The 21,134-nt window shown below is 68.0% G+C and carries 17 protein-coding genes and 1 riboswitch; of the genes, 4 read left to right on the top strand and 13 right to left on the bottom strand.

Translation table 11 applies throughout. The features are described from left to right. Window positions 1–13: 13 nt before the first annotated feature. The 7 genes from P8T65_RS13455 to P8T65_RS13485 all read right to left on the bottom strand — a co-directional run bounded on the left by P8T65_RS13455 (window position 14) and on the right by P8T65_RS13485 (window position 8,057). The gene (locus tag P8T65_RS13455) at window positions 14–1,108 is read right to left on the bottom strand and encodes an ABC transporter ATP-binding protein (RefSeq protein ID WP_316725656.1); all 1,095 of its coding nucleotides are present in this window, start codon (window positions 1,106–1,108) and stop codon (window positions 14–16) included. Further along, on the bottom strand, window positions 1,105–2,112 hold the full coding sequence (locus P8T65_RS13460; RefSeq protein ID WP_316725657.1) for an ABC transporter permease: 1,008 nt from the start codon (window positions 2,110–2,112) through the stop codon (window positions 1,105–1,107). The genes P8T65_RS13455 and P8T65_RS13460 overlap by 4 nt, the downstream gene beginning before the upstream one ends. A 69-nt stretch (window positions 2,113–2,181) precedes the next feature. Beyond that, window positions 2,182–3,939 carry an ABC transporter substrate-binding protein gene (locus P8T65_RS13465; protein ID WP_316725658.1) on the bottom strand — a complete coding sequence of 586 codons (1,758 nt, stop codon included), beginning with the start codon at window positions 3,937–3,939 and terminating at the stop codon, window positions 2,182–2,184. A 57-nt stretch (window positions 3,940–3,996) separates the two neighbouring features. Further along, window positions 3,997–4,995, bottom strand: coding sequence for an ABC transporter permease (locus tag P8T65_RS13470; RefSeq protein ID WP_316725659.1), 999 nt, complete (start codon window positions 4,993–4,995; stop codon window positions 3,997–3,999). A 573-nt stretch (window positions 4,996–5,568) separates the two neighbouring features. Further along, entirely contained in the window at window positions 5,569–6,324 is a 756-nt protein-coding gene (locus P8T65_RS13475; RefSeq protein ID WP_184903718.1) for an enhanced serine sensitivity protein SseB C-terminal domain-containing protein, read from the bottom strand. Between the two features lie 204 nt (window positions 6,325–6,528). Further along, entirely contained in the window at window positions 6,529–7,305 is a 777-nt protein-coding gene (locus P8T65_RS13480) for an enhanced serine sensitivity protein SseB (protein WP_316725660.1), read from the bottom strand. Between the two features lie 74 nt (window positions 7,306–7,379). Next, window positions 7,380–8,057, bottom strand: a complete 678-nt coding sequence (locus P8T65_RS13485; RefSeq protein ID WP_316731575.1) for an AAA family ATPase — start codon at window positions 8,055–8,057, stop codon at window positions 7,380–7,382. A 211-nt stretch (window positions 8,058–8,268) separates the two neighbouring features. After that, window positions 8,269–8,367: riboswitch (glycine riboswitch) on the top strand. 170 nt (window positions 8,368–8,537) lie between these two features. Here P8T65_RS13485 and gcvT point away from each other — a divergent pair. From gcvT to P8T65_RS13505, 4 genes are all read left to right on the top strand, one after another. Continuing rightward, window positions 8,538–9,665, top strand: a complete 1,128-nt coding sequence (gcvT, locus tag P8T65_RS13490; protein WP_316725661.1) for a glycine cleavage system aminomethyltransferase GcvT — start codon at window positions 8,538–8,540, stop codon at window positions 9,663–9,665. 119 nt (window positions 9,666–9,784) lie between these two features. Beyond that, window positions 9,785–10,162, top strand: coding sequence for a glycine cleavage system protein GcvH (gene gcvH, locus P8T65_RS13495; protein WP_045562486.1), 378 nt, complete (start codon window positions 9,785–9,787; stop codon window positions 10,160–10,162). Window positions 10,163–10,180: 18 nt separating this feature from the next. Continuing rightward, window positions 10,181–11,446 carry a serine hydroxymethyltransferase gene (gene glyA, locus P8T65_RS13500; protein ID WP_316725662.1) on the top strand — a complete coding sequence of 422 codons (1,266 nt, stop codon included), beginning with the start codon at window positions 10,181–10,183 and terminating at the stop codon, window positions 11,444–11,446. Between the two features lie 110 nt (window positions 11,447–11,556). Then, window positions 11,557–12,924, top strand: coding sequence for an L-serine ammonia-lyase (locus P8T65_RS13505; protein WP_316725663.1), 1,368 nt, complete (start codon window positions 11,557–11,559; stop codon window positions 12,922–12,924). A gap of 646 nt (window positions 12,925–13,570) precedes the next feature. Here P8T65_RS13505 and P8T65_RS13510 read toward each other — a convergent pair. From P8T65_RS13510 to P8T65_RS13535, 6 genes are all read right to left on the bottom strand, one after another. After that, window positions 13,571–15,022, bottom strand: a complete 1,452-nt coding sequence (locus P8T65_RS13510) for an ATP-binding protein (protein ID WP_316731576.1) — start codon at window positions 15,020–15,022, stop codon at window positions 13,571–13,573. A gap of 1,032 nt (window positions 15,023–16,054) precedes the next feature. Beyond that, complete coding sequence (locus P8T65_RS13515; protein WP_316725664.1) at window positions 16,055–17,071, bottom strand: hypothetical protein; 1,017 nt, start codon at window positions 17,069–17,071, stop codon at window positions 16,055–16,057. Between the two features lie 125 nt (window positions 17,072–17,196). Then, window positions 17,197–17,928 carry an alpha/beta fold hydrolase gene (locus P8T65_RS13520; protein ID WP_316725665.1) on the bottom strand — a complete coding sequence of 244 codons (732 nt, stop codon included), beginning with the start codon at window positions 17,926–17,928 and terminating at the stop codon, window positions 17,197–17,199. A 16-nt stretch (window positions 17,929–17,944) separates the two neighbouring features. Then, window positions 17,945–18,685, bottom strand: a complete 741-nt coding sequence (locus P8T65_RS13525; protein ID WP_316731577.1) for a winged helix-turn-helix domain-containing protein — start codon at window positions 18,683–18,685, stop codon at window positions 17,945–17,947. 169 nt (window positions 18,686–18,854) lie between these two features. Continuing rightward, on the bottom strand, window positions 18,855–20,075 hold the full coding sequence (locus P8T65_RS13530) for an MFS transporter (RefSeq protein WP_316725666.1): 1,221 nt from the start codon (window positions 20,073–20,075) through the stop codon (window positions 18,855–18,857). A 70-nt stretch (window positions 20,076–20,145) separates the two neighbouring features. Further along, window positions 20,146–21,126, bottom strand: a complete 981-nt coding sequence (locus tag P8T65_RS13535) for a TauD/TfdA family dioxygenase (protein WP_316725667.1) — start codon at window positions 21,124–21,126, stop codon at window positions 20,146–20,148. Between the last annotated feature and the right edge of the window lie 8 nt (window positions 21,127–21,134).

Raw genomic sequence — 21,134 nt, forward strand, 5'->3', positions numbered from 1 at the left:
GTCTCAGTCTCGCTCACAGCTTCGGCGCAATCTCTTCGGTCCAGATCCGCGTACGGTCCTCCTGCGACAGGTGGCAGGCGGTGAAGTGGCGGCCGCCGACCTCGCGCAGCTCGGGGCGCTCGGTGCGGGTGACGTTGTCCTTGGGAACGTCCGCGTAGGGGCAGCGCGGGTTGAAGGCACAGCCCGAGGGGACGTTGATGAGGCTCGGCGGCTGGCCCTTGACCGGGATGAGCCGGTCGGTCTGCGCGCGGTCGATGCGCGGCATCGAGCCGAGCAGGCCCCAGGTGTAGGGGTGCTGGGGCTGGTGGAAGATGTCGTCGACCGGGCCGCGCTCCACGCAACGGCCGCCGTACATCACGAGGATGTCGTCGGCGATCTCGGCGACCACGCCGAGATCGTGCGTGATGATGATGACCGCGGAGCCGAACTCCTTCTGCAGATCCCGGATCAGGTCGAGGATCTGTGCCTGGACGGTCACGTCGAGCGCGGTGGTGGGCTCGTCGGCGATCAGCAGTTCCGGGTTGTTGACCAGGGCCATGGCGATCATGGCGCGCTGGCGCATACCGCCGGAGAACTCGTGCGGGTAGCCGTCGACCCGCTTGTGGGGCTCCGGGATGCCGACGCGGTCGAGGAGTTCGATGGCGCGCTTGCGGGCGACCTTCTTGCTGACGTCGTGGTGAACGCGGTACGCCTCCACGATCTGGCTGCCGACCTTGTAGTACGGGTGCATCGCGGACAGCGGGTCCTGGAAGATCATCGCCATCTCGCGGCCGCGCAGCCGGCGCACCTCGTCGGGGCTCGCCCCGACGAGTTCCTTGCCGTCGAGCCAGATCTCACCGGACATCCGCACGTTCTTGCCGCGCGCGCCGAGCCGGTGCAGGCCCATGATCGCCAGCGAGGTGACCGACTTGCCGGAGCCGGACTCGCCCACGATGCCGAGGGTCTTGCCCTTCTCCAGCTGGAAGGAGAGACCGTCGACGGACTTGACCACACCGTCGTCGGTGGGGAAGTGCACCTTGAGGTCACGCACTTCGAGGAACGCCTCGGGGGCGTCCCCGGCGCGTGCGGGCTCGCCGACGGCGGCCCCGGTCTTGGACAGTTCGGTCACGAGAGCCTCACCCGCGGGTCGATCGTGGCGTACAGCAGGTCCACCACAAGGTTCATGAAGACGACGAAGAACGCCGCGAGCAGGGTCACCCCGAGGATCGGGGGCAGGTCGTTGGCGCTGATCGACTGGACCGCGTACTCACCAATGCCGTGCAGAGAGAACACGCTCTCGGTGATCAGGGCACCGCCGAGGAGCAGACCGACGTCCATGCCGAAGACGGTCACCAGCGGGGTCAGCGCGGCCCTCAGACCGTGCTTGACGACCACCTTGCGCTCGCGCAGGCCCTTGGCCCGCGCGGTGCGGATGAAGTCCTCGTTCATCGTCTCCAGCATGCCCGAGCGGGTGAGCCGGGCGTAGATGGCCGAGTAGAGGAGCGCCAGCGAACACCACGGCAGGAAGAGGGTGTTGGCCCACTGCGAGGGGTTCTCGGTGAAGGGGACGTACGTCCTGCCGAAGATCTCCAGGTTGTAGCTGAACAGCAGCAGGGCCAGCTGTCCGGTGAAGAACATCGGCAGGGAGACGCCCGCGAGCGCCACGCCCATCGCGGCCCGGTCGAAGATCGACCCTGGCTTCAGGGCCGAGATGACACCGGCCGTGATGCCACCGAGCAACCACAGCACGGCGGCGCCGGAGGCGAGCGAGATGGTCACCGGAAGGCGGCTGGTGAGCTGCGGCCAGACCTCCAGGTGGTCCTTGAAGGAGTAGCCGAAGCAGGGCGCGTCGCAGCGGACCGTGGTGGGACCGAGGTCGTACGTGGCACCGGAGACGATGCCCTTGATGAAGTTCCAGTACTGCTCGTAGACCGGCAGGTCCAGACCCAGGTTCCGCTTGACCGCCGCGATGTCCTCGGGCGTGGGGTTCTTGCCGATGTACTGCTGTGCCAGCTGGTCGACCGTCTGCCCGGCGAGCTTCGGCAGGATGAAGAAGATGCCGAAGGTGACCGCGGTGACGACGAGCAGCAGGATCACCGCCGCGATCGTCCGGCGGATGATGTACGAGATCACGAGGACCGGCGCCGGCGCCCGCGGGTGTGCTCACCCGCGGGCGCCAATGCCTTCACCTGCCTTCCGGGGCTACTTCTTTTCCTTGGCACCGATGTTGAGGTAGTCGTACTGACCGCTGAAGGCCGAGGACGACACCAGGTTGGTGGCGTACGGCGAGCGGTACAGCAGGACCTTGAAGTAGGTCAGCGGCACGATGGCGGCCTGCTCCATGACCTTCTTGTCGACCTCGGTGTACGCGGCGGTGCGGGCGGCCTCGTCGGTGTTGCCGATCGCGTCGTCCAGCAGCTTGTTGATCGCCGGGTCGTCCAGCTCGGAGAGGTTGGTGTTACCGGACTCGCCGATGGCCTTGCCGTGCACGATCTGCTGCAGGAAGCCGTAGCCGGTCGGCCAGTCGGCGCCCCACTGCATCATGATCAGGCCGATGTCGTTCTTCTTGTTGAACGCGGGCACGCCCGCGTAGTCCGAGAAGTACTTGCCCGACGGGTACTGCTTGATGTCGGCCTCGATGCCGACCTTCTTCAGCGCCTCGACGATCGCGGTGGCCGCGTCGACCTCGCCCTGACGGTCGGTGCGGGCGGAGATGGAGGTCTTGAAGCCGCCTTCCTTGCCACAGGCCTTCAGGTGCTCCTTGGCCTTGGTGACGTCACCCTTGTTGTCCGGAGTGGCGTACGTGTCGGCCTTCTCGTAGCCCGTGACGTCGGTCGGCAGCACGGTGGAGGCGATGTCGCCGCGGATCGGGCCGCCCATCGCGGTCTGCACGGCGACCTTGTCGATCGCGTACTGGACGGCCTTGCGGCACTCGACGTTGTCGAAGGGCGCGACCTTGGTGTTGATCGCCGTGTAGACCAGACGGCCGCCGAGCGCGTTGTCGGTGTTGGCCAGCTCGTCCTTGTCCTTGAGGACCTGGGCCTGGGTCTGGGCGTCGACACCGGTGCCCTGGATGTCGATCATGGTGTCGCCGGCCATCACGTCCTTGTCGATGGTGGCCTTGTTGACCTTCAGGTTCACCACGATCTTGTCCGGGTACTGCTTGCGCAGCGGGTCCGTCTTGGCGTCCCACTCGGGGTTGCGGACGAGGACTATCTGCTTGCCCTCGTCGTACTTCTCGAACTTGTACGAGCCGGTGGAGACGACCTTCTTGGTGTAGTCGACGCCGGTGTCCTTGGCCTTCGGCACCGGAGCCGTCTGCGGCATGCTCGCCAGGTAGTCGAAGTCGGCGAAGGGCTTGTTGAGCTTGAAGACGATGGTGTTGTCGTCCGGCGTCTCGAGGGACGAGATGCCCGCCTCGTTCTTGTCCTCGTACGGGCCCTTGTACTTGTCCCCGCCTTCCAGCAGCTGCTGGAAGTAGTTGGGGCCGGAGGAGAGCACGTCGCGCGCGAAGTTCGAGCGCTCGACCGCGTACTTGACGTCCTTCGAGGTGACGACGGTGCCGTCCTCGAACTTGACGCCCTGGCGGATCTTGTACGTCCAGGTCTTGCCGCCGTCGCTGGGCGTGCCCGCGCTCTCGGCCAGGTCGGGGACGAGCTCGTTGCCCTTCTCGCCGGGGCCGGGCTTGAACGTCATCAACGGACGCGCGTAGAGGCGGCTGAAGTTGAAGCCGTACGCGTAGTACATGTTGCCCGGGTCGAGGGACTCGGGGGTGTCGGTGCTGGCGTAGGTGACCGTGCCGCCCTTCTCCGTCGACTCGTTCACGACACCCTTGGTCGCGGCGTTGGCGCCGGCGCCCTTGGGGGCGTCGTCCGTGCCGTCATCCGCCTTGCTGCAGGCGGACAGAAGCAGTCCGGCGGCGCTCGCAACCGCGACCGCGGCCATTGCTGACCTTCTCATGATGGTCGGTTTCCCCTTCGTAGTTGGACAGTTGTGTGGGACGACAGACCGCAGACGTCAGCGGCTGCGGGGGTCGAGGGCGTCCCGGAGGCCGTCACCGAGAAGGTTGAAGGCCAGCACCGTGATGAAGATCGCGAGGCCGGGAACGATCATGTATTGCGGGTCGACCTCGAAGAAGTCGACCGCCTGGTTGAGCATGCCGCCCCAGGATGCCTGCGGCGGCTGGATCCCGACCCCGAGGAAGCTGAGCGACGCCTCGAAGATGATGTTGGTCGGGATCAGCAGGGTCGAGTAGACGATGATCGGCGCGACGAGGTTGGGCAGCAGTTCCTTGAACAGGACGTACGGGCCGCCGGCGCCCATCCCGCGCGAGGCGTCGATGAACTCCCGCTCGCGCAGCGCCAGGGTCTGACCGCGCACGATGCGCCCCATGTACGGCCAGTTGAAGAAACCGATGACGAAGATCAGCACCGAGATGTGCAGCGGCAGTCCTTCGAGGCCGAAGGCGCCGCCCTGGAGCGTCGCGGAGATGGCGATGGCGAACAGCAGCAGCGGGAACGCCAGGAAGGTGTCCATCAGCCGGCTCACGATCGTGTCGACCCGGCCGCCGTAGTAGCCGGCGACCAGGCCCAGCACCACGCCGATGGCGTTCGACAGGAGCGTCGCGCCGAAGGCCACCACCAGGGAGACCCAGGAGCCCTCCAGGATGCGGGCGAGGATGTCGCGGCCGAACTTCGGCTCGACACCGAGCGGGTGGTCCCAGCTCATCCCGCCGAAGTCACCCTTGGGGAGGGAGGTGTTGGGGTCGATCAGGTCCTGGTTGAAGGCGTTGGGGTCGAGGCCGAGCAGCGACTGCAGGGGCCGGGAGAGGGCCGCGATCAGGATCAGCAGGACGACGATGATGCCGCCGGCGACCGCCACCTTGTCGCGCTTGAAGCGGGTCCAGGCGATCTGACCGAGGGAACGGCCCTCGATCTTCTCGGCCTCGACACCTTCCAGCACGGCTTCGGGCTGAGCGTCGGTCTGCGCCCCAGTGGTCTCGATCGGTGCGGTCACAGTGACCCGACCCTCCTCGCCGGTGGTAACCGGCCTTCACCCGCCGCGGATTACGGCTTTGTCGACTTTCCATCGATCACGGGATCCGTCGATCCCGCATCTGACTGGGGGAGTCTTCAACGTCTCCGCGATCACCCGCCAGATCTGGCGGGGAAAGTATGCACAACCGTGATGCGGCGCCGGGGATTCCGTTATCCGAACACGGGGTAGCGCCTCCCGGACGGGAGACAGTCGGGGCATATGGGGTGAATCGCCGGAATCCATGGCCATCCGCGGCCCTCTACGCGCGAAGAGTGCGTCAAGGAGAGGACCGCGTCTCACAGACCGGAGAGCGCATCCGCGTCACCACGGGTGCACGCCGGACCCCGACAAACCGCCCCGGCCTTCACCTGTGCAAACTTGTGGGCGCTTCGCGGGTGCGGTCGAGTTTCGAACGATTCCCCCGGCGGCCCCGCACGCCCGAGCCGTGAGGGCGGTCGGGGCGCCGGAGCGCGCAGCGAACACCAGAAGAGCACAGCTGTGGGAAGCGGTGCGTGAGCGAAGAGCACGCACTCTCGGCGGAGGCCGGGGGCGTCAGTACGAGGGCGGCCCCGGGTAGCCGTACCCTGCGGCCGGGGCCTGGGCGGGGGCCGGGGCGTGGGCCTCGCGGTCGTAGAAGGGGCGGGCGCCCGCGCGCAGCCACATGGCGACCGGGTCGTACTCGTCGGACATGGCGACGGTGGAGACGGGCAGCCCGTCCGGGACCGCGCCGACGGACTGCTGCATCATCGCCCGCACCGAGTCGACGGCCGGCGGCGAGGTGTCGTACACGTCGAGGCCGATGGCCAGGTACGGCGCGCCGAGCGCGGGCTGCACCCAGGCGCGGCGCAGCGAGCGCACGGCGGGCGTGCGGTGGGCGTTCTGTGTCAGCAGGGCGTAGAACTGCGGGATCTCGATGGCCGGTTCGGACAGTCTGAGGGGGCCGGCGGGCTGCCGCTCCAGGCCGGTCGCGATCCGGCGCAGGTCGAGCCAGGGAATGCCGACGCCGCCGCCCGGCGCGTGCGGGTTGAGCCAGAGGCCGTAGTGGTCGGGGTAGAGGGTGCGGGCCACGTCGAGGCCGTCGACCACCTCGTAACTGCGGTTCCAGCCACTGGCGGAGAGCTCCTGGGCGGAGGTCACACACGGGGCGTAGTTGAACCCGTCGACTTCCATGTTCCCGTACTGGGCGTCCGGGGAGCCCGCCTGGCCGTGCCAGAGCAGCATCCAGATCTGGCCGGAGGACGGGGTGGCGAGGGCACGCAGCAGCGCCTCGTAGGCGTCGTAACGCCCCGGCGTCACCTGGCGCAGCATGTGCTCGACGTTGCCGCTGCCGCTCACGTTGGCCGCCCTTCGGTGTTGGACCTTGGTTTTGGGAACAGCTTAGGTGGTGGACAGGTTGAGCCGGTCAGGGCTCGGGGGTTGCGGTGACCTGCGGACCGCGGGTCGTGCGGGGTTGATCGCGCCCACGCGGCGGAGCCGCATAGGGCACAGCCCCGCGCCCCTTCGGCGCGCTGGTCAGTAGCCCTGTTGGTAGAAGGGGCGTACCTTTTCGCGGAGCCAGTCGCCCACCGGGTCCTGGGCCACGTCCAGGAAGACCATGTTGACCGGCCAGGGGACGGGCGCCTTGGTGAGGACCCGGCCGAGGGCGGCGAGGGGGAGGGAGCGGTCCGCCTCCCAGGAGACCAGCTCGACGCCGATGAACATCACGGGGTCGGCGGTCTCGACGGTGGCGAGGCAGCGGCGGGCGGAGAGGACGACTCCGGTGCCGGCGAACTCGGCGGAGGCCGCGGCCAGGAAGTCCACCGGATCCTCCTGCCAGTCCGGTTCGAAGAGGCGGACCCGCGCACCGCTCGCCGTTCCGTCCAGCGGGGTCCGGCCGGCCCGGCACAGCTCGGCCACGGCGGGCGGCGGCAGCGGGATGCCCACGACTCCGTCGGGGTTGAGGGCGAGTCCGACCTGCGGGGGCAGACCCCGCGCGAACTCGACGGCCGGGGCGATCGTGTACGACATGTGGTTGCCGACGACCTGCCGGAACTGTTCCTCGGAGCTGAAGACCGGCACGTACGCCTGCCCGTCGAACTCCATGGTCGGCAGGTCGAGCTGACCGCTCTGCGGGCCGCCGCCCTCCGGCAGCGGCACCCACACGAAGCTGCGGGCCAGCACCTCCACGATCCGCGCCCCTGCCTGGGGCACCCCGAGCGAGGCGGACAGCACCTCCTCCAGCTCGTTGCCGGGCCATCCGCCGTGCCCATGGGGATACGCCTGTGCCGGAAAGTCCGCCGGGAAGTCCATCTGCTGCCTACCGCTTTGCTCCGTGATGCTGTTGTCCCTGCACCTTAATTGCTCCCGGGGCGGGGGCGCGCCCCTCAGGAGCGTGGGAAGTCGATCCGCTTCAGGACATCGGCGGCGGCCCGGTCGATGAGGACGGCCGCCCCGCACCCCTTGGGCAGTCTCCCCTTCTCCACCGCCCGAAGCAGCCGGGTCATCGCCCCCCGGTGCCGGGCGAACGCGTACCGGGAGACGCCCCGGCCCCGCTCCCGCTGCCCGTCCCGGGCCTCGCCGGGAGTGACGTCGAGCAACAGCAGGTGCAGCGTGCCGCCCCGGCGGCGGGCCTCGCGCGCGAGCCAGTTGCGCACCCACGCCTGTGCCCCGCAGTCGTGCACGACCACGCCCTCCCCCGAGCGGAGGGCGCGTCGCAGCCCGGCGTAGTGCGCGAGGCGCACGAAGGGGCGGTAGACGGCGTACGGCAGATGGCGGGCGAAGCGGTCGTCGAAGCGGTCGCGCGTGTCCTGGGAATCGATGCGAGTGCCGGGCACGGCCCGCCGCATCAGGGTCGACTTGCCGCTGCCGGGGAGCCCGGTGACGACCACCAGGTCGTCCGGCCCGAAGGACAGCTCGTGGGGACTGCGCCCGGACCGCCCCCGGAGGTCGCGGACGACCGCCCTCGGGAACGGGCCGCAGGCCGCACCGGCCGGTGCGATGGGCTGCTTGGGCATCGCGACACCCGAGGTCGTCGCGTACGCCCTGGTCCTGTTCACCGTGATCGTCCTCCCCGGGGTATGGAGGTCCCATCCCCACAGACCGTAAAGAAAAGGTAATGCCCGATCCCTCCTGATTCAGTCCTCGTATGGCCACAAGAGTGCTACGGACCGCTGTGCCCGGCTCCCCTCCGTCGTCCCCCACCTCTCGAAGCTCCCCCTGCCGCCCCGCGTCGATGCGTGCAATGATGTCCGCGCCAACTGCATACCGGCCGCTTGAATCCGCGCGGGAGAGCTCCCAGCAGTCCATCGCTGGGGCGCCGAAGGAGCAAGTACCTCCCTTGAATCTCTCAGGCCCAGATACCGCGCGGGCGAGGCACATCTGAAAAGCGGGCCGCACCTCTCCTTTACGGGGGGCCGGCTCCACCCACGGTGCAAGTCACGACCACCGGTACGTACGGTCGTGGTGAACCTCTCAGGTTCCGATGACAGATGGGGAGGACTTTCCCTCGCCTGTCGCCTGTCTTGCACTGGGAGCAGAATCCGATGAGCAGCAGCTCCACCACTGAACCGCGCCGTACCGCGCTCGACGCCCTGCACCGCTCGCTCGGCGCGACGATGACCGACTTCGCGGGCTGGGACATGCCCCTGCGCTACGGCTCCGAGCGGGACGAGCACCTCGCCGTCCGCACGAAGGCCGGCCTCTTCGACCTCTCCCACATGGGCGAGATCACGGTGACCGGACCGCAGGCCGCAACTCTCCTGAACCACGCCCTCGTGGGCAACATCGGCAGCGTCGGCGTCGGCCGTGCCCGCTACACCATGATCTGCCGCGAGGACGGCGGCATCCTCGACGACCTGATCGTCTACCGGCTGGGCGAGACCGAGTACCTGGTCGTCGCGAACGCCTCCAACGCCCAGGTGGTGCTGGACGCGCTCGTGGAGCGTTCCGCCGGCTTCGACGCCGAGGTGCGCGACGACCGGGACGCCTATGCGCTGCTGGCCGTGCAGGGCCCCGAGTCGCCCGGGATCCTGGCCTCCCTCACCGACGCCGACCTCGACGGCCTGAAGTACTACGCGGGGCTGCCCGGCACGGTCGCCGGGGTGCCCGCGCTGATCGCCCGCACCGGCTACACCGGCGAGGACGGCTTCGAGCTGTTCGTGAAGCCGGAGCACGCGGTCGAGCTGTGGCAGGCGCTGACGAAGGCGGGCGAGGGCGTCGGCCTGGTGCCGTGCGGGCTGTCCTGCCGGGACACGCTCCGGCTGGAGGCGGGCATGCCGCTGTACGGGCATGAGCTGTCGACCGCGCTGACGCCCTTCGACGCCGGGCTCGGGCGGGTCGTGAAGTTCGAGAAGGAGGGCGACTTCGTGGGCCGCGCGGCCCTGCGCGAGGCCGCCGAGCACGCCAACCACGAGCCGCCGCGCGTCCTCGTCGGGCTGGTCGCCGAGGGCCGCCGGGTGCCGCGCGCCGGCTACCCGGTCGTCGCCGACGGCCAGGTGATCGGCGAGGTCACCTCGGGCGCCCCCTCCCCCACGCTGGGCAAGCCGATCGCGATGGCGTACGTCGACGCCGCGCACTCCGCGCCGGGTACGGCCGGTGTGGGCGTGGACATCCGGGGCAGCCACGAGCCGTACGAGGTCGTGGCGCTGCCCTTCTACAAGCGCCAGAAGTAGACACTGGGCGCGCGGCGGCCCGGCCCGAGCGTGACACTGGGCACATTCGCGCTGCTCAACAGCGGTTTCAGCAGTCCCCCCTTCATCACCACTCCCTCGCGTACAGGAGAATTCAGGCCATGAGCAACCCCCAGCAGCTGCGCTACAGCAAGGAGCACGAGTGGCTGTCGGTCGCCGAGGACGGCGTCTCGACGGTCGGCATCACGGAGTTCGCGGCGAACGCGCTCGGCGATGTCGTCTACGCCCAGCTCCCCGAGGTGGGCTCCACGGTGACCGCGGGCGAGACCTGTGGCGAACTGGAGTCCACGAAGTCGGTCAGCGACCTGTACTCGCCGGTCTCCGGTGAGATCACCGAGATCAACGAGGACGTCGTGAGCGACCCGTCGCTGGTGAACACCGCCCCCTTCGAGGGCGGGTGGCTGTTCAAGGTGCGCGTCGCGGAGGAGCCGGACGACCTGCTCTCCGCCGACGAGTACGTCGCCCACACCGCCGGCTGAGAAGACGAGGTCGTACGCATGTCGCTTCTGAACACGCCCCTGCACGAGTTGGACCCGGACGTCGCGGCCGCCGTCGACGCCGAGCTGCACCGTCAGCAGTCCACCCTGGAGATGATCGCCTCGGAGAACTTCGCTCCGGTGGCGGTCATGGAGGCGCAGGGGTCGGTCCTGACCAACAAGTACGCCGAGGGCTACCCGGGCCGCCGCTACTACGGCGGCTGTGAGCATGTCGACGTCGCCGAGCAGATCGCCATCGACCGGGTGAAGGAGCTGTTCGGCGCCGAGTACGCCAACGTGCAGCCGCACTCGGGCGCCTCCGCCAACCAGGCCGCGCTGTTCGCCCTCGCCCAGCCCGGCGACACCATCCTCGGGCTGGACCTGGCGCACGGCGGCCACCTCACCCACGGCATGCGGCTGAACTTCTCGGGCAAGCAGTTCGAGGTCGTCGCCTACCACGTGGACACCGCGACCGGCCTGGTCGACATGGCGGAGCTGGAGCGCCTGGCCAAGGAGCACCGGCCCAAGGTGATCATCGCGGGCTGGTCGGCGTACCCGCGTCAGCTGGACTTCGCGGAGTTCCGCCGGATCGCCGACGGGGTCGGCGCCCGTCTGTGGGTGGACATGGCGCACTTCGCGGGTCTGGTCGCGGCCGGGCTGCACCCCAACCCGGTGCCCTACGCCGACGTGGTCACCTCCACGACCCACAAGACGCTCGGCGGGCCGCGCGGCGGCATCATCCTGGCGAAGAAGGAGTTCGCGAAGAAGCTGAACTCCTCGGTGTTCCCCGGTTTCCAGGGCGGCCCGCTGGAGCACGTCATCGCGGCGAAGGCGGTGTCCTTCAAGGTCGCCGCGTCGGAGGAGTTCAAGGAGCGCCAGCGGCGCACGGTCGAGGGCGCGCGGATCCTGGCGGAGCGGCTGACGGCCCCGGACGCCCGTGAGGCCGGTGTCGACGTGCTCTCCGGCGGCACCGACGTGCATCTGATCCTGGTCGACCTGCGCCATTCCGAGCTGGACGGGCAGCAGGCCGAGGACCGCCTCCACGAGGTCGGCATCACCGTCAACCGCAACGCGGTCCCCAACGACCCGCGTCCGCCGATGGTCACCTCCGGCCTGCGCATCGGCACGCCCGCGCTGGCCACCCGCGGCTTCACCGCCGAGGACTTCACCGAGGTCGCCGACGTCATCGCCGAGGCGCTCAAGCCGGCCTACGACGCCGAGGCGCTCAAGACCCGGGTCAAGGCACTCGCCGACAAGCACCCGCTCTACCCGGGGCTGGGGAAGTAACCCGGGCTTCACCGGCCCGTAGTCCCGCTTTTCCGGGGCACCGCGCACACTGGGAAGTGAGCGCGGTGCCCCACCCCCTGCACAACCCTCCCCCGTTCTGAGGAGTCACCGTGGCCATCTCGGTCTTCGACCTGTTCTCGATCGGCATCGGCCCGTCCAGCTCCCACACGGTCGGCCCGATGCGGGCCGCCCGGATGTTCGCCCGCCGGCTGCGCAACGAGGAACTGCTCGCGGGCGTCGCCTCCGTACGCGTCGAGCTGTACGGCTCGTTGGGCGCGACCGGTCACGGCCACGGCACCCCCAAGGCCGTGCTGCTGGGTCTGGAGGGCGCCTCACCGCGCACGGTGGACGTCGAGTCGGCCGACGACCGCGTGGAGGCGATCAAGGCATCGGGTCGCATCCGTCTCCTCGGCGACCACGAGATCCCGTTCGCCTTCGACGAGGACCTCGTCCTGCACCGGCGCGAGACGCTGCCCTACCACGCCAACGGCATGACGATCTGGGCCCACGGCGCCGACGGCGCCGAACTCCTGTCCAAGACCTACTACTCGGTGGGCGGCGGTTTCGTCGTCGACGAGGAGGCCGTCGGGGCGGACCGGATCAAGCTCGACGACACGGTCCTGAAGTACCCCTTCCGCACGGGCGACGAACTGCTGCGCCTGACCGGGGAGACGGGCCTGTCCATCTCCGCGCTGATGCTGGAGAACGAACGGGCCTGGCGCACGGAGGAGGAGATCCGCTCCGGGCTTTTGGACATCTGGGGGGTGATGCAGGCCTGTGTCTCCCGGGGCATGACCCGTGAGGGGATCCTTCCGGGCGGTCTGAAGGTCCGCCGCCGTGCGGCCGTCTCCGCCCGCCAACTGCGCGCCGAGGGCGACCCGTCGGCCCGCGCCATGGAGTGGATCACGCTCTACGCGATGGCCGTGAACGAGGAGAACGCCGCCGGGGGCCGGGTCGTGACGGCTCCGACGAACGGTGCGGCCGGCATCATCCCCGCCGTCCTCCACTACTACATCAACTTCGTGCCCGGCGCGGACGAGGACGGCGTCGTGCGCTTCCTGCTCGCGGCCGGCGCCATCGGCATGCTCTTCAAGGAGAACGCCTCCATCTCCGGCGCCGAGGTCGGCTGCCAGGGCGAGGTCGGCTCCGCCTGCTCCATGGCGGCGGGCGCGCTGGCGGAGGTGCTGGGCGGCTCCCCCGAACAGGTCGAGAACGCCGCCGAGATCGGCATGGAACACAACCTCGGCCTCACCTGCGACCCCGTCGGCGGCCTCGTCCAGATCCCCTGCATCGAACGCAACGGCATGGCGGCGGTGAAGGCCGTCACCGCCGCGCGTATGGCGATGCGGGGCGACGGCACCCACAAGGTGTCCCTCGACAAGGTCATCAAGACGATGAAGGAGACCGGCGCCGACATGAGCGTGAAGTACAAGGAGACGGCGCGCGGGGGCTTGGCGGTCAACATCATCGAGTGCTGAGGAAGGAGGCCCTGACCAGCGCGTTCGTATCTTTCAGCGCTGTCGGGGCCTTCCCTGCTTACGCGGCGGAAAGCCCCTGGAAAGCCCCTCGGACAGGCGTGAAAGTCCCTGGGAAATCCCAGGGTACTGGCTTCTGACCTGCGGGTTCGTGACACATGGGCAACAAGGGGAACTCCGCCCCACCATCGGGATGTATCAAATCGATCCCCTGGCCTCGCCAGAGGGGCACCATTCGATACATGTGTGCTGCGAAGATCTCGCGCCTGGAGCAGCGACTGGCCAGCCCGTCCCCTACCTTCACGACAGCACAGCCACGTCAGGCCCTGCTCTCGGCCCGCGATCTGCCGTTCCCAGGCACAGAAACCGAGATCATCCACAGGATCGCGGCCATCGCCGCTACTGAGAGCGACGACGGAGTCGTATTCGATCCCGCGACACTCAAGGCCCCGCAGCTGCGCCACAGTCTCGTCGACGCCTCAGCAAGTAGCCGCAGTTCACCGTCCGGAGGGAGTACCACCGGCAGTTGCGGCTCGGCCCGGAACCCGTCGCCCAACACGCGACCGTTCAACCACCGAATAGCCCGGACTCCTCATGCGGGTCCGCCGGCCGGTGCGGTCGGCCGGTCCCCCGCGCTGCAGATCGGGAGTCACTCTCCGTGGTAGAGGCGGGGCAGGTCGATCAGTTGAAGCGTGGGGTCGCTCTTTGCCAGGTGATTCAGCTCATCGGTGAAGCCGGTGCCGCTGAAGCAGTAGAGCCTCGTTGCCTCGGTAGCCGTGCCGTTCTTGATCAGGAGGGAACGGATGTGCCGGAGGCGTTCCAGGTGGCCGGCTCCCATCACCTCACTCCACTTCGCTTCGCCGATGGCGAGCAGCATCTGTCGACCCTCTTGGCTCTCGCCGTGGACTGCGACGTCGACCTCGTGACTGGTCCTGGCAGCCGGGTCGTTGACAGTTCCGCCGGCGACGCGTGTGACGTGTCCTCCCTGAGTCTCGGGTGCTGCATGCCAGCGGGCCCATTCCCGGCAGACCTGCTCGAAGTGCGGACCGACGACTTTGCTGCGGAAGGTGGCCCGGGTCCGGCGCCATACGTCGGACGCCCGCCCGGGGCGTTCCAGATCGCCCCAGGCCGGGCGCATGACCGCGTGGTAGAAGGTGACGAGCGGTTCGGCGATGCGGTACGCGGAGCGATTGCGGCGAAAGGCATCGGCTTCGTGGGTGATCATGCCGACGTCCTGAAGAACGCTCAGCGGGTGGGCGAGGTCGGTGGACTTGCGCCCCAGGTAGTCGGCGATGCCGCCACGAGCGGCGTTACCGGCGGCGATGGCTGCCAGTACCGAGTGGTACAACGCGGTGTCGTGAAGTTCGGGCTCCTCGGCGAGAAGGTAGCGGGCTTCTCGGAAGAGCGGACGCGCCGGGTTGAGGACGGCTCGGACGACCCAGTCGTCGAAGTCGTCCGGCCCGGCCGGGGTGTCGCCCTGGGTGAACTCACGGCGGTAGGCGGGCGTGCCGCCGACGATGGCATTGGTCAGCAGCGCGGTGCGCGGGTCGTCGATCTGCCAGAACTCGGCCGCGAGCCGGAAGTCCAGGGTCGGGACCACGAGTTCGAGGCCGGCTCGGCCACGCAGCGGAGCATTGCCGGACAGCAACCGGCCCATGAACGACAGTGCGGAACCGCACAGCAGCAGGCGCACGGGAGTGTTGGTGTGCTGGGCAGCAGGGTCCAGAGCACGCTGAATGATCGAAGGCAGGGAGGGAGACGCCTTGGCGAGGAAGGGGAACTCGTCGATGACCGCCACGGTGGGGCCGCCCGCGTCGGCGATGCGCATGAGTTCCGCGACCGCCTCGTCCCAGTGCGCGAAACGGAACGGAGTGGACTGCCCGCGGTAACGGGCCAGTGCCTCACCGAACTGACGCAGGGCGTCGGCCTCGGTGGTCTCGGTGGCGGTGAACATGAAGCCGCCACTGGCACGAGCGACGGCGTCGAGCAGGAAGGTCTTGCCCTGTCGGCGGCGACCGGAGACCACGCCCAGCGTGGCCCGCGGGCCCGGCAGGGTGGCGAACCGAGTCAGCTCGACCCATTCGAAGACACGGTCGAACATCTCGGCGGGCTTGTCCACAGCACCAGCTCCTATGTATGGGTGCAGTTATTATAGCTAGACCTATACGTCACCTCGATCCGCTGAACGCCTCCGGATCTCGCGAGACGAACACTCGTGCCACTGCTTTCAGGCGATGTGCGCATTGAGGTCCGGCTCGCTTCAACGACGCCGGCAGACGGAAGCGACGCATAGGCTTGACCTGCGGTTCACCATGGAGCCACCTTCGGGATTCGAACCCGAGACCTACGCATTACGAGACCGTGAGGGATCGTGTTGCCGGATAACGCCTGATGCCGCCGAGCGATGTCGTGCCTGATCAGAGCATGTGCGGCTGATTGGTCTGTGCTACCTCGTATTACGTCGTCCAAAGGCGTCCGGCCACCGGCTGGCCACCGGGACAGGTGCCGCAGGTGGCAAGGAACCGGATCGCCCGGGTTGTCTACCTCCCACAGCCCCTCCTGTCCGCGTCGCCGAGACAGCCTCATCGTCGCGTACCAACAGCCGCAAGGAAATGCCTCAGACGGGGGCGCCGGTGTCATCATGCGCTGGTTGCTCCGTTACGACGAGGGCTTGCACGACCCTGTCGCCGAGACAGTCAACATCCCTGTGTTCGAAGCCGCCTGCTCTTTGACTTCGTCCGGCACCGGCGCCACACCGGCCGTGACGGACCACTCCCCCAGATCGAGGAAGGCGGCGAACGCAGGACTCATCTCCATCAGCTCGCCATCAAGATGCCAACCCCCTGGGACGCTGGGCGCAGTTCGAAACATGCCAGGAGCCTGTGCCGAGGCCGTGCCGCCACCTACCACCCTCCCCTGTCAAGGAGTAATTGAAACGCGCCGAACAGGGCATCGGATATTCGGGGTCGCCGATACCCTGATTGGCCTTCATGGAGAGTTCGATGGACATTCCGGAGCCAGGCTGGCTATTTGAACCGCCTGCCGAACCCCAAATCCTGGATATGCAGTCTCGTCGAGGCCTTCAGACGGGGAACCGGCAGCCCCCTTCGGCGAGGGCTGCCGACCTCAGGCGTCAAGAGCAGGTGTACTGCACGGGTCGGGAGACATCGTCCCCGATGAGAGTCTTTTCGTCGGTGCTGATCGCCTTGAGTATGAAGTAGTCCGAGACCCCGGACAACGAGTCGGCGACCACGCCATCACGCCACAGGACAGCCCGTGGAGTCGAGCTGACGAACGCTTGGCCGCCCACGGCCCCCTTCCCACCGATGGCCTTTGCCGAGATGGCGCCATTGCTGATGGTCCGGACCAGTGAACCCTGAGCATTCCATTCGGCCGCAGCGTAACTTGTGTCATTGTCCATGCTGCCGACAACGCGCCCGTCCCGGATCGCCCACGGAGTGCCCTTGCCGTTGGAGCCTGTCGCGGCGAGCGTGTGCCACTGACGGTTGGTGTCCGTGACGAAGCCCTCCGAGTCGGTGTACCCGACGACCCTGCCTTGCTCGTCGATGTCGGTGGGGATGAGGGTGCTGGCCTCGGGGGCAGCCAGTTCGCGGTAGGTTCCCGGTGCGCTCGCCGGCCACACCACCAGGATTTGCTTCAAGCCGACTGAGGCGGTCCCGGCGATGTCACCGGCGTTGTTGATCGCGTGGGCTGACGAGCCATCCCAGTTCGGATTGGACGGCAGCACAGCCGTCGTCCCGGTGCGGCTCACCGTCACGCCTGTGAACTTGCCGTTGACGATGGCATTGCCCACGATCAGGCCCGCCGCGTTGACGTCCGACGGCGTGGTCGCGGGCAGCCGCAACACGACCTTTCCGTTGTCCCACAGCGTCCCCTGCTTCTCCTTGTAGCCGTGAGGCCAGGTGGTGGACCGCGTTCCGGTGACGCCGACTCCGTATCGGCCGCCGTCGCTTGCGTACAGCGTGCCGCTAGTCGTGGTGGATGGCAGTTCCCACTCCGCCTTCTGCCATTGACAGGCCGCCGCCTGAGCCGTACCGACTGGCACGAGGCCGAGTGCCGCAGTGAGCGCCGCCGTAGCGAGCACGCAGATCTTTCGCCGGTTCAACAAGGGATTCGCCCTTTCTGCCAAGGATTGTGTCTTTCGACGGCTGAGCCGGACAGGACTCGCCGTGGGGCGTGAAGCAGCCTGAGGGAGAACGGAACAACGGTCAGGCGCGGTCTGCGACTGCGATCCGGCGCGCCTGTACTGCCAGGTCAGGCTGTAATCAGTTTCAGAATCTGAGGAGTGTGAGCTGTGAGGTAAAAGTGGTCGCCAGGGAACACGTGGTGAGAATGCGGGCCTGTGGTCGTGGAGGACCAGGCCTTCATGCGGCCCGGGCGTACTTCGGGGTCCTGGGCGCCGGTCAGCGTCGAAAGCTCGATGCCCGGGAGCGGTTCAGCGGGCGGAGCCAAGTGGTAGCGGTCGAGGAGCAGGTAGTCGTTGCGGACTATGTCCAGGAGCATCGCCCGCAGGTCGGGGTCTTCCAGTACTGCGGCAGGGGTACCCCCCAGCCTGGTAATCGAGCGCATCAGTGAGGCGTCCGTACGAGGGGTGGCCGGGCGCGATGGCGTTGTTCCCGGAGCGAATTCACGCGATGAGAGGCAGAGGCGGGTTATGGGGACACCCATAGGCTGGAGCAGGCGCAGGACCTCGTAGGCCGCTGACGCTCCCAAGCTGTGGCCGAAGAGGACGGTTCTTCGGGAGTCGGTGACCAGAGCCTCGGCTACGGCGGCCACCAGAGCCTCCATAGTGTCAATCATGGGGGCTGCCATGCGGTTCTCACGGCCGGGGTACTGGACGATCTGAAGCTCGAATGTCGGAGGGAGAAGATCGGCCCAGGGGCGATAGAAGCTCGCGCTGCCACCGGCGTGCGGAAACACTACGAGCCGGGTGGGAGCGGTAGGCCTCGGCCTGTACGTGGTGAGCCATGCTTGGTTGTTGGTCATGCGTTCTTCGCCAGCTTCACGATCGGAGGACGGCTTCGCCGAGGTCGGTGAGGCGGTGTACCGCCAGGTTGCTCGTACGGTCGGTGCGGACCAGGCCAGCTCTTCGCAGCACGCTCACGTGCTTGCTTGCGGACGGGCTGGAGATGTGCAGGCGGCGTGATATATCGCCGGTCGAACCGGGCACCCGTAGGCATTCCAGGACACCGGCCCGCGTGGGACCCAGCAAGTCGCGCAGGGCAGCAGCCGTGTCCTCCTCGTCTGTCTGCCAGAGGGTGGCCGCAGTATCAATGTCCAGTTCTACGTTATAGACGACAGCGGGCAGACCTGGCCGGTCCGGCTTCGCAGGCAGGAAAAGCGGACCTCGTGCGAACAGCGAGGGGACCAGCAGCATGCCCTCGCCCGTGAGACACAGCTCTTCCGGTCCGTTGCCGTCGCCTATCTCCAGGAATGGGGCTTTCCAGGTGATCGCAGGGTGGAGGTGGTTGAGAGCCTCTTCGACGCCGCCGGTGAGTACTTTTCGGGCCAGGGCGGCCCGCTCCTGCTCCAGGTGATTACGGATTCGATACCAGAAGGGCTCCACCGCCAACTTGCGGAAGACGCTTCGGTCCGGAGGCTCCGAAGCTTGGGGCAAGACCCGGCGTAACTTTCTCCTGACCTTGCGGCGCCACTCCGACAGGTCGTCGAGCCTCGGCTCCATCAGTCTAAGTTCTGCCAAGCGAGTTTCGAAGTCCATGCCGAGGGTGTCGAGAAAGCGCACACGCGACAAGTCCCCAAGTGTAAGAAACAGACTGGCCATAACGAATTCCCGTTCCGTCCTCACTCCTGTGCCGCGACTCCTCGAAGTGCCCGTCACCAACACAGGTTGACGACTCATTCTGGAGAGTTGTGCCCTGATATACGAAAAGCCGTGAATCTCGTCCGTACGCTCATGACGCCACGTCCGACAGCTGGGGAGCGGCTCGCAACGTCTTGCTGAATAGAGCGGAAAGGGCCACCGCCGCCAATGCGGCGGCGCAGCCCAGCAAGGTCGGGGCTCGGCCGCACAAGTCGTACAGCGTGCCTCCCGCAAGTGGCGCCACCGCACCGGCGCCGCCCCCGCAGACGTTGGCCACACTCATCACCCGTCCCCGGTGGCTGTCCGGAGTGAGCCGCAACTGGTACGTGGTGAAGTACGCGCTCGCCGTCGGCGCCGTGAAAGCACAGATGCCCAGCAGTACTCCCGGCGTGTATCCGCCGGGGAGTACCGCGATGCCAGCGGTAACGAGCGTGAACAGCCAAAGCACCGCGTAGACAGGCCGGGCGCCGGTCAGGATCCGTTGGAGCAGCGGTACCGCCAGTGCCCCCAGCAGCCCCCCCACGCCCAGCAGCGCCGCCATCGCGCCCACCAGGCCGGAGTTCATGCCGCTGGTCTTCGCCGAGGCGATGACCACGAAGTAGACGGCGCCGTAGAAGAAGTTGGTGACCGTCGCATAGAACAGGCCGTGAGCCAGGAAGCGGTGCGCCCGAATCCAGCGGATGCCGTCCAGCAGGTCGTGGCCCTGCCGACCCTGGGAGCGCTCGGTGCGGTCGGCGGGCGGCCCCGGTCTGAGGAACAGCAGTAGGACGAATCCGACGGCATGTGCGGCGCAACCGGCGACGAACGGCAATGCGTTCTTCGCCGCCTGGAGGGCTCCTCCCGCCGAGGTGCCGATGAGCTGGCCGGCGTAGGTGCGCGCGGAGTTCATCGAGACCGCGCGGGTCAGGCCGTCCGGCGGCACGAGGGTCGGCACCATGGCGGTGCCTGCCGCGAAGAGCACGGCCGTGGCCGCGCCGTTGAGAAGCGCGAGGACAACCAGCAAGGTCATCGAGGCCGTACCGAGCCACAGGGACAGGGATGCCACGCCGAAGATCACCGTCAGGATGCCCTCGCACCACAGGAGGACCGACCGTCGTTCGAACCGGTCCGCGACGGCTCCGGCCGGGAGCCCGGCCAGCAGGGTTGCGGCGGCGTCGACGAACGAGATGACACCGGCCTGAGTCGGTGAACCCGTCACGGTCAAAACCAGCAAGGGAAGTGCGATCAGTGACGTGCTGTACGCGAGTTCAGCCGCTGCCTGGCTCGTCCACAGCAGGGTGAAGTCTCTCCGTCCGGCTTGTGGGCGGGTCACAACGGCTCCCTCGGAGTTCGGGGCCGGGCGCCTGTGACGGTGCCCGGCCCTCGTGTATTGGCTCAGGACGTCAGCCCAGGACTCGGGTACGGCTCCGCGTGTGCACATACGTCCGCCTCAGATCCCGCACCACGCTTGTCCGCTTCAGCCAGCGATCCGTGCCGTCGTACCGGGGTACGAAGACGTCCCGGCCGTGCACCACCTGGTAGTTGTCGAGGAAGGCGAGCTCACCCGCCTCCAGCACGATCCGCTCGGCCGCCGCGTCCAGCAGGTCCACGCACTCCCGCAGCGCCTGCTCTGCCTCCGTGTCGCCCGGCAGCGCCTCGGTGAAGTCCCCGTCGATGCGCAGGTACGGAGTGTCGCGGGGGCCGAACAGAACCGGCGCCACCTCGTGCGGGCGTGCGTCCCGGCCCAGCGGCTGGCCCTGGGCATACCTCGGTTCGGGTACGTGCGAGTCGTCGGGGTAGAACCGGAACCGGTCCTCCTGGAGCACCTTTCGCAGGTGCGCCGGCAGTGCGACGCGGTCCAGGCTCGCAACCGTCGTCCCCACCTGGTCGGGGTTGCGCAAGCACATCAGAGCCACGTAGTCGCCCCGGCAGGCGTGAAAGACGTCCTCCGTGTGCAGGGTCAGCGCGGTCTCGCTGCTCGCACTGGTCAGCGAGGCCTCCTGGCCGCGAGAGGGGCACACGTCGTGGACCAGACGGCCGTTTTGCTGGCTGGCCCAGGCGAAGGGATCACCGAGCGCGCCCGCAACCAGCAGCAGCACCAGTTCCTCACGGACCGCTGCCGCCTCCTTCTCGGCCACCTGCCAGCTGGCCGGGGTAGGTACGAGCTGTGGGTCGACGGGAAGGTTCGCCACCTGGATGACGGCCTCTTCCGAGGTCCGGGCCATGGCCAGGAACTGACGTAGGCCCACCGGCAGCCGCTCCGACTCCGCTCTGATCCGGTCGACGTGGAGCAAGGGGTCCCAGCCCTCGAGTTCGTCCCGCACTCGGTCCGCCAGGGCGCCGATCGCCGCTGTCTCAGTGTCGTTCAGGACATAGCGAGTCATGTGAAGAC

The organism is Streptomyces sp. 11x1 (assembly GCF_032598905.1).
GTDB lineage: Bacteria > Actinomycetota > Actinomycetes > Streptomycetales > Streptomycetaceae > Streptomyces.

Bases quoted from the DNA above. Each gene is read 5' to 3' on its own strand.
- P8T65_RS13510 (WP_316731576.1), bottom strand. From the start codon at position 15,022: ATGTTCGACCGTGTCTTCGAATGGGTCGAGCTGACTCGGTTCGCCACC.
- P8T65_RS13480 (WP_316725660.1), bottom strand. From the start codon at position 7,305: ATGGACTTCCCGGCGGACTTTCCGGCACAGGCGTATCCCCATGGGCAC.
- glyA (WP_316725662.1), top strand. From the start codon at position 10,181: ATGTCGCTTCTGAACACGCCCCTGCACGAGTTGGACCCGGACGTCGCG.
- gcvT (WP_316725661.1), top strand. From the start codon at position 8,538: ATGAGCAGCAGCTCCACCACTGAACCGCGCCGTACCGCGCTCGACGCC.
- P8T65_RS13475 (WP_184903718.1), bottom strand. From the start codon at position 6,324: ATGCTGCGCCAGGTGACGCCGGGGCGTTACGACGCCTACGAGGCGCTG.
- gcvH (WP_045562486.1), top strand. From the start codon at position 9,785: ATGAGCAACCCCCAGCAGCTGCGCTACAGCAAGGAGCACGAGTGGCTG.
- P8T65_RS13520 (WP_316725665.1), bottom strand. From the start codon at position 17,928: ATGACCAACAACCAAGCATGGCTCACCACGTACAGGCCGAGGCCTACC.
- P8T65_RS13465 (WP_316725658.1), bottom strand. From the start codon at position 3,939: ATGAGAAGGTCAGCAATGGCCGCGGTCGCGGTTGCGAGCGCCGCCGGA.
- P8T65_RS13535 (WP_316725667.1), bottom strand. From the start codon at position 21,126: ATGACTCGCTATGTCCTGAACGACACTGAGACAGCGGCGATCGGCGCC.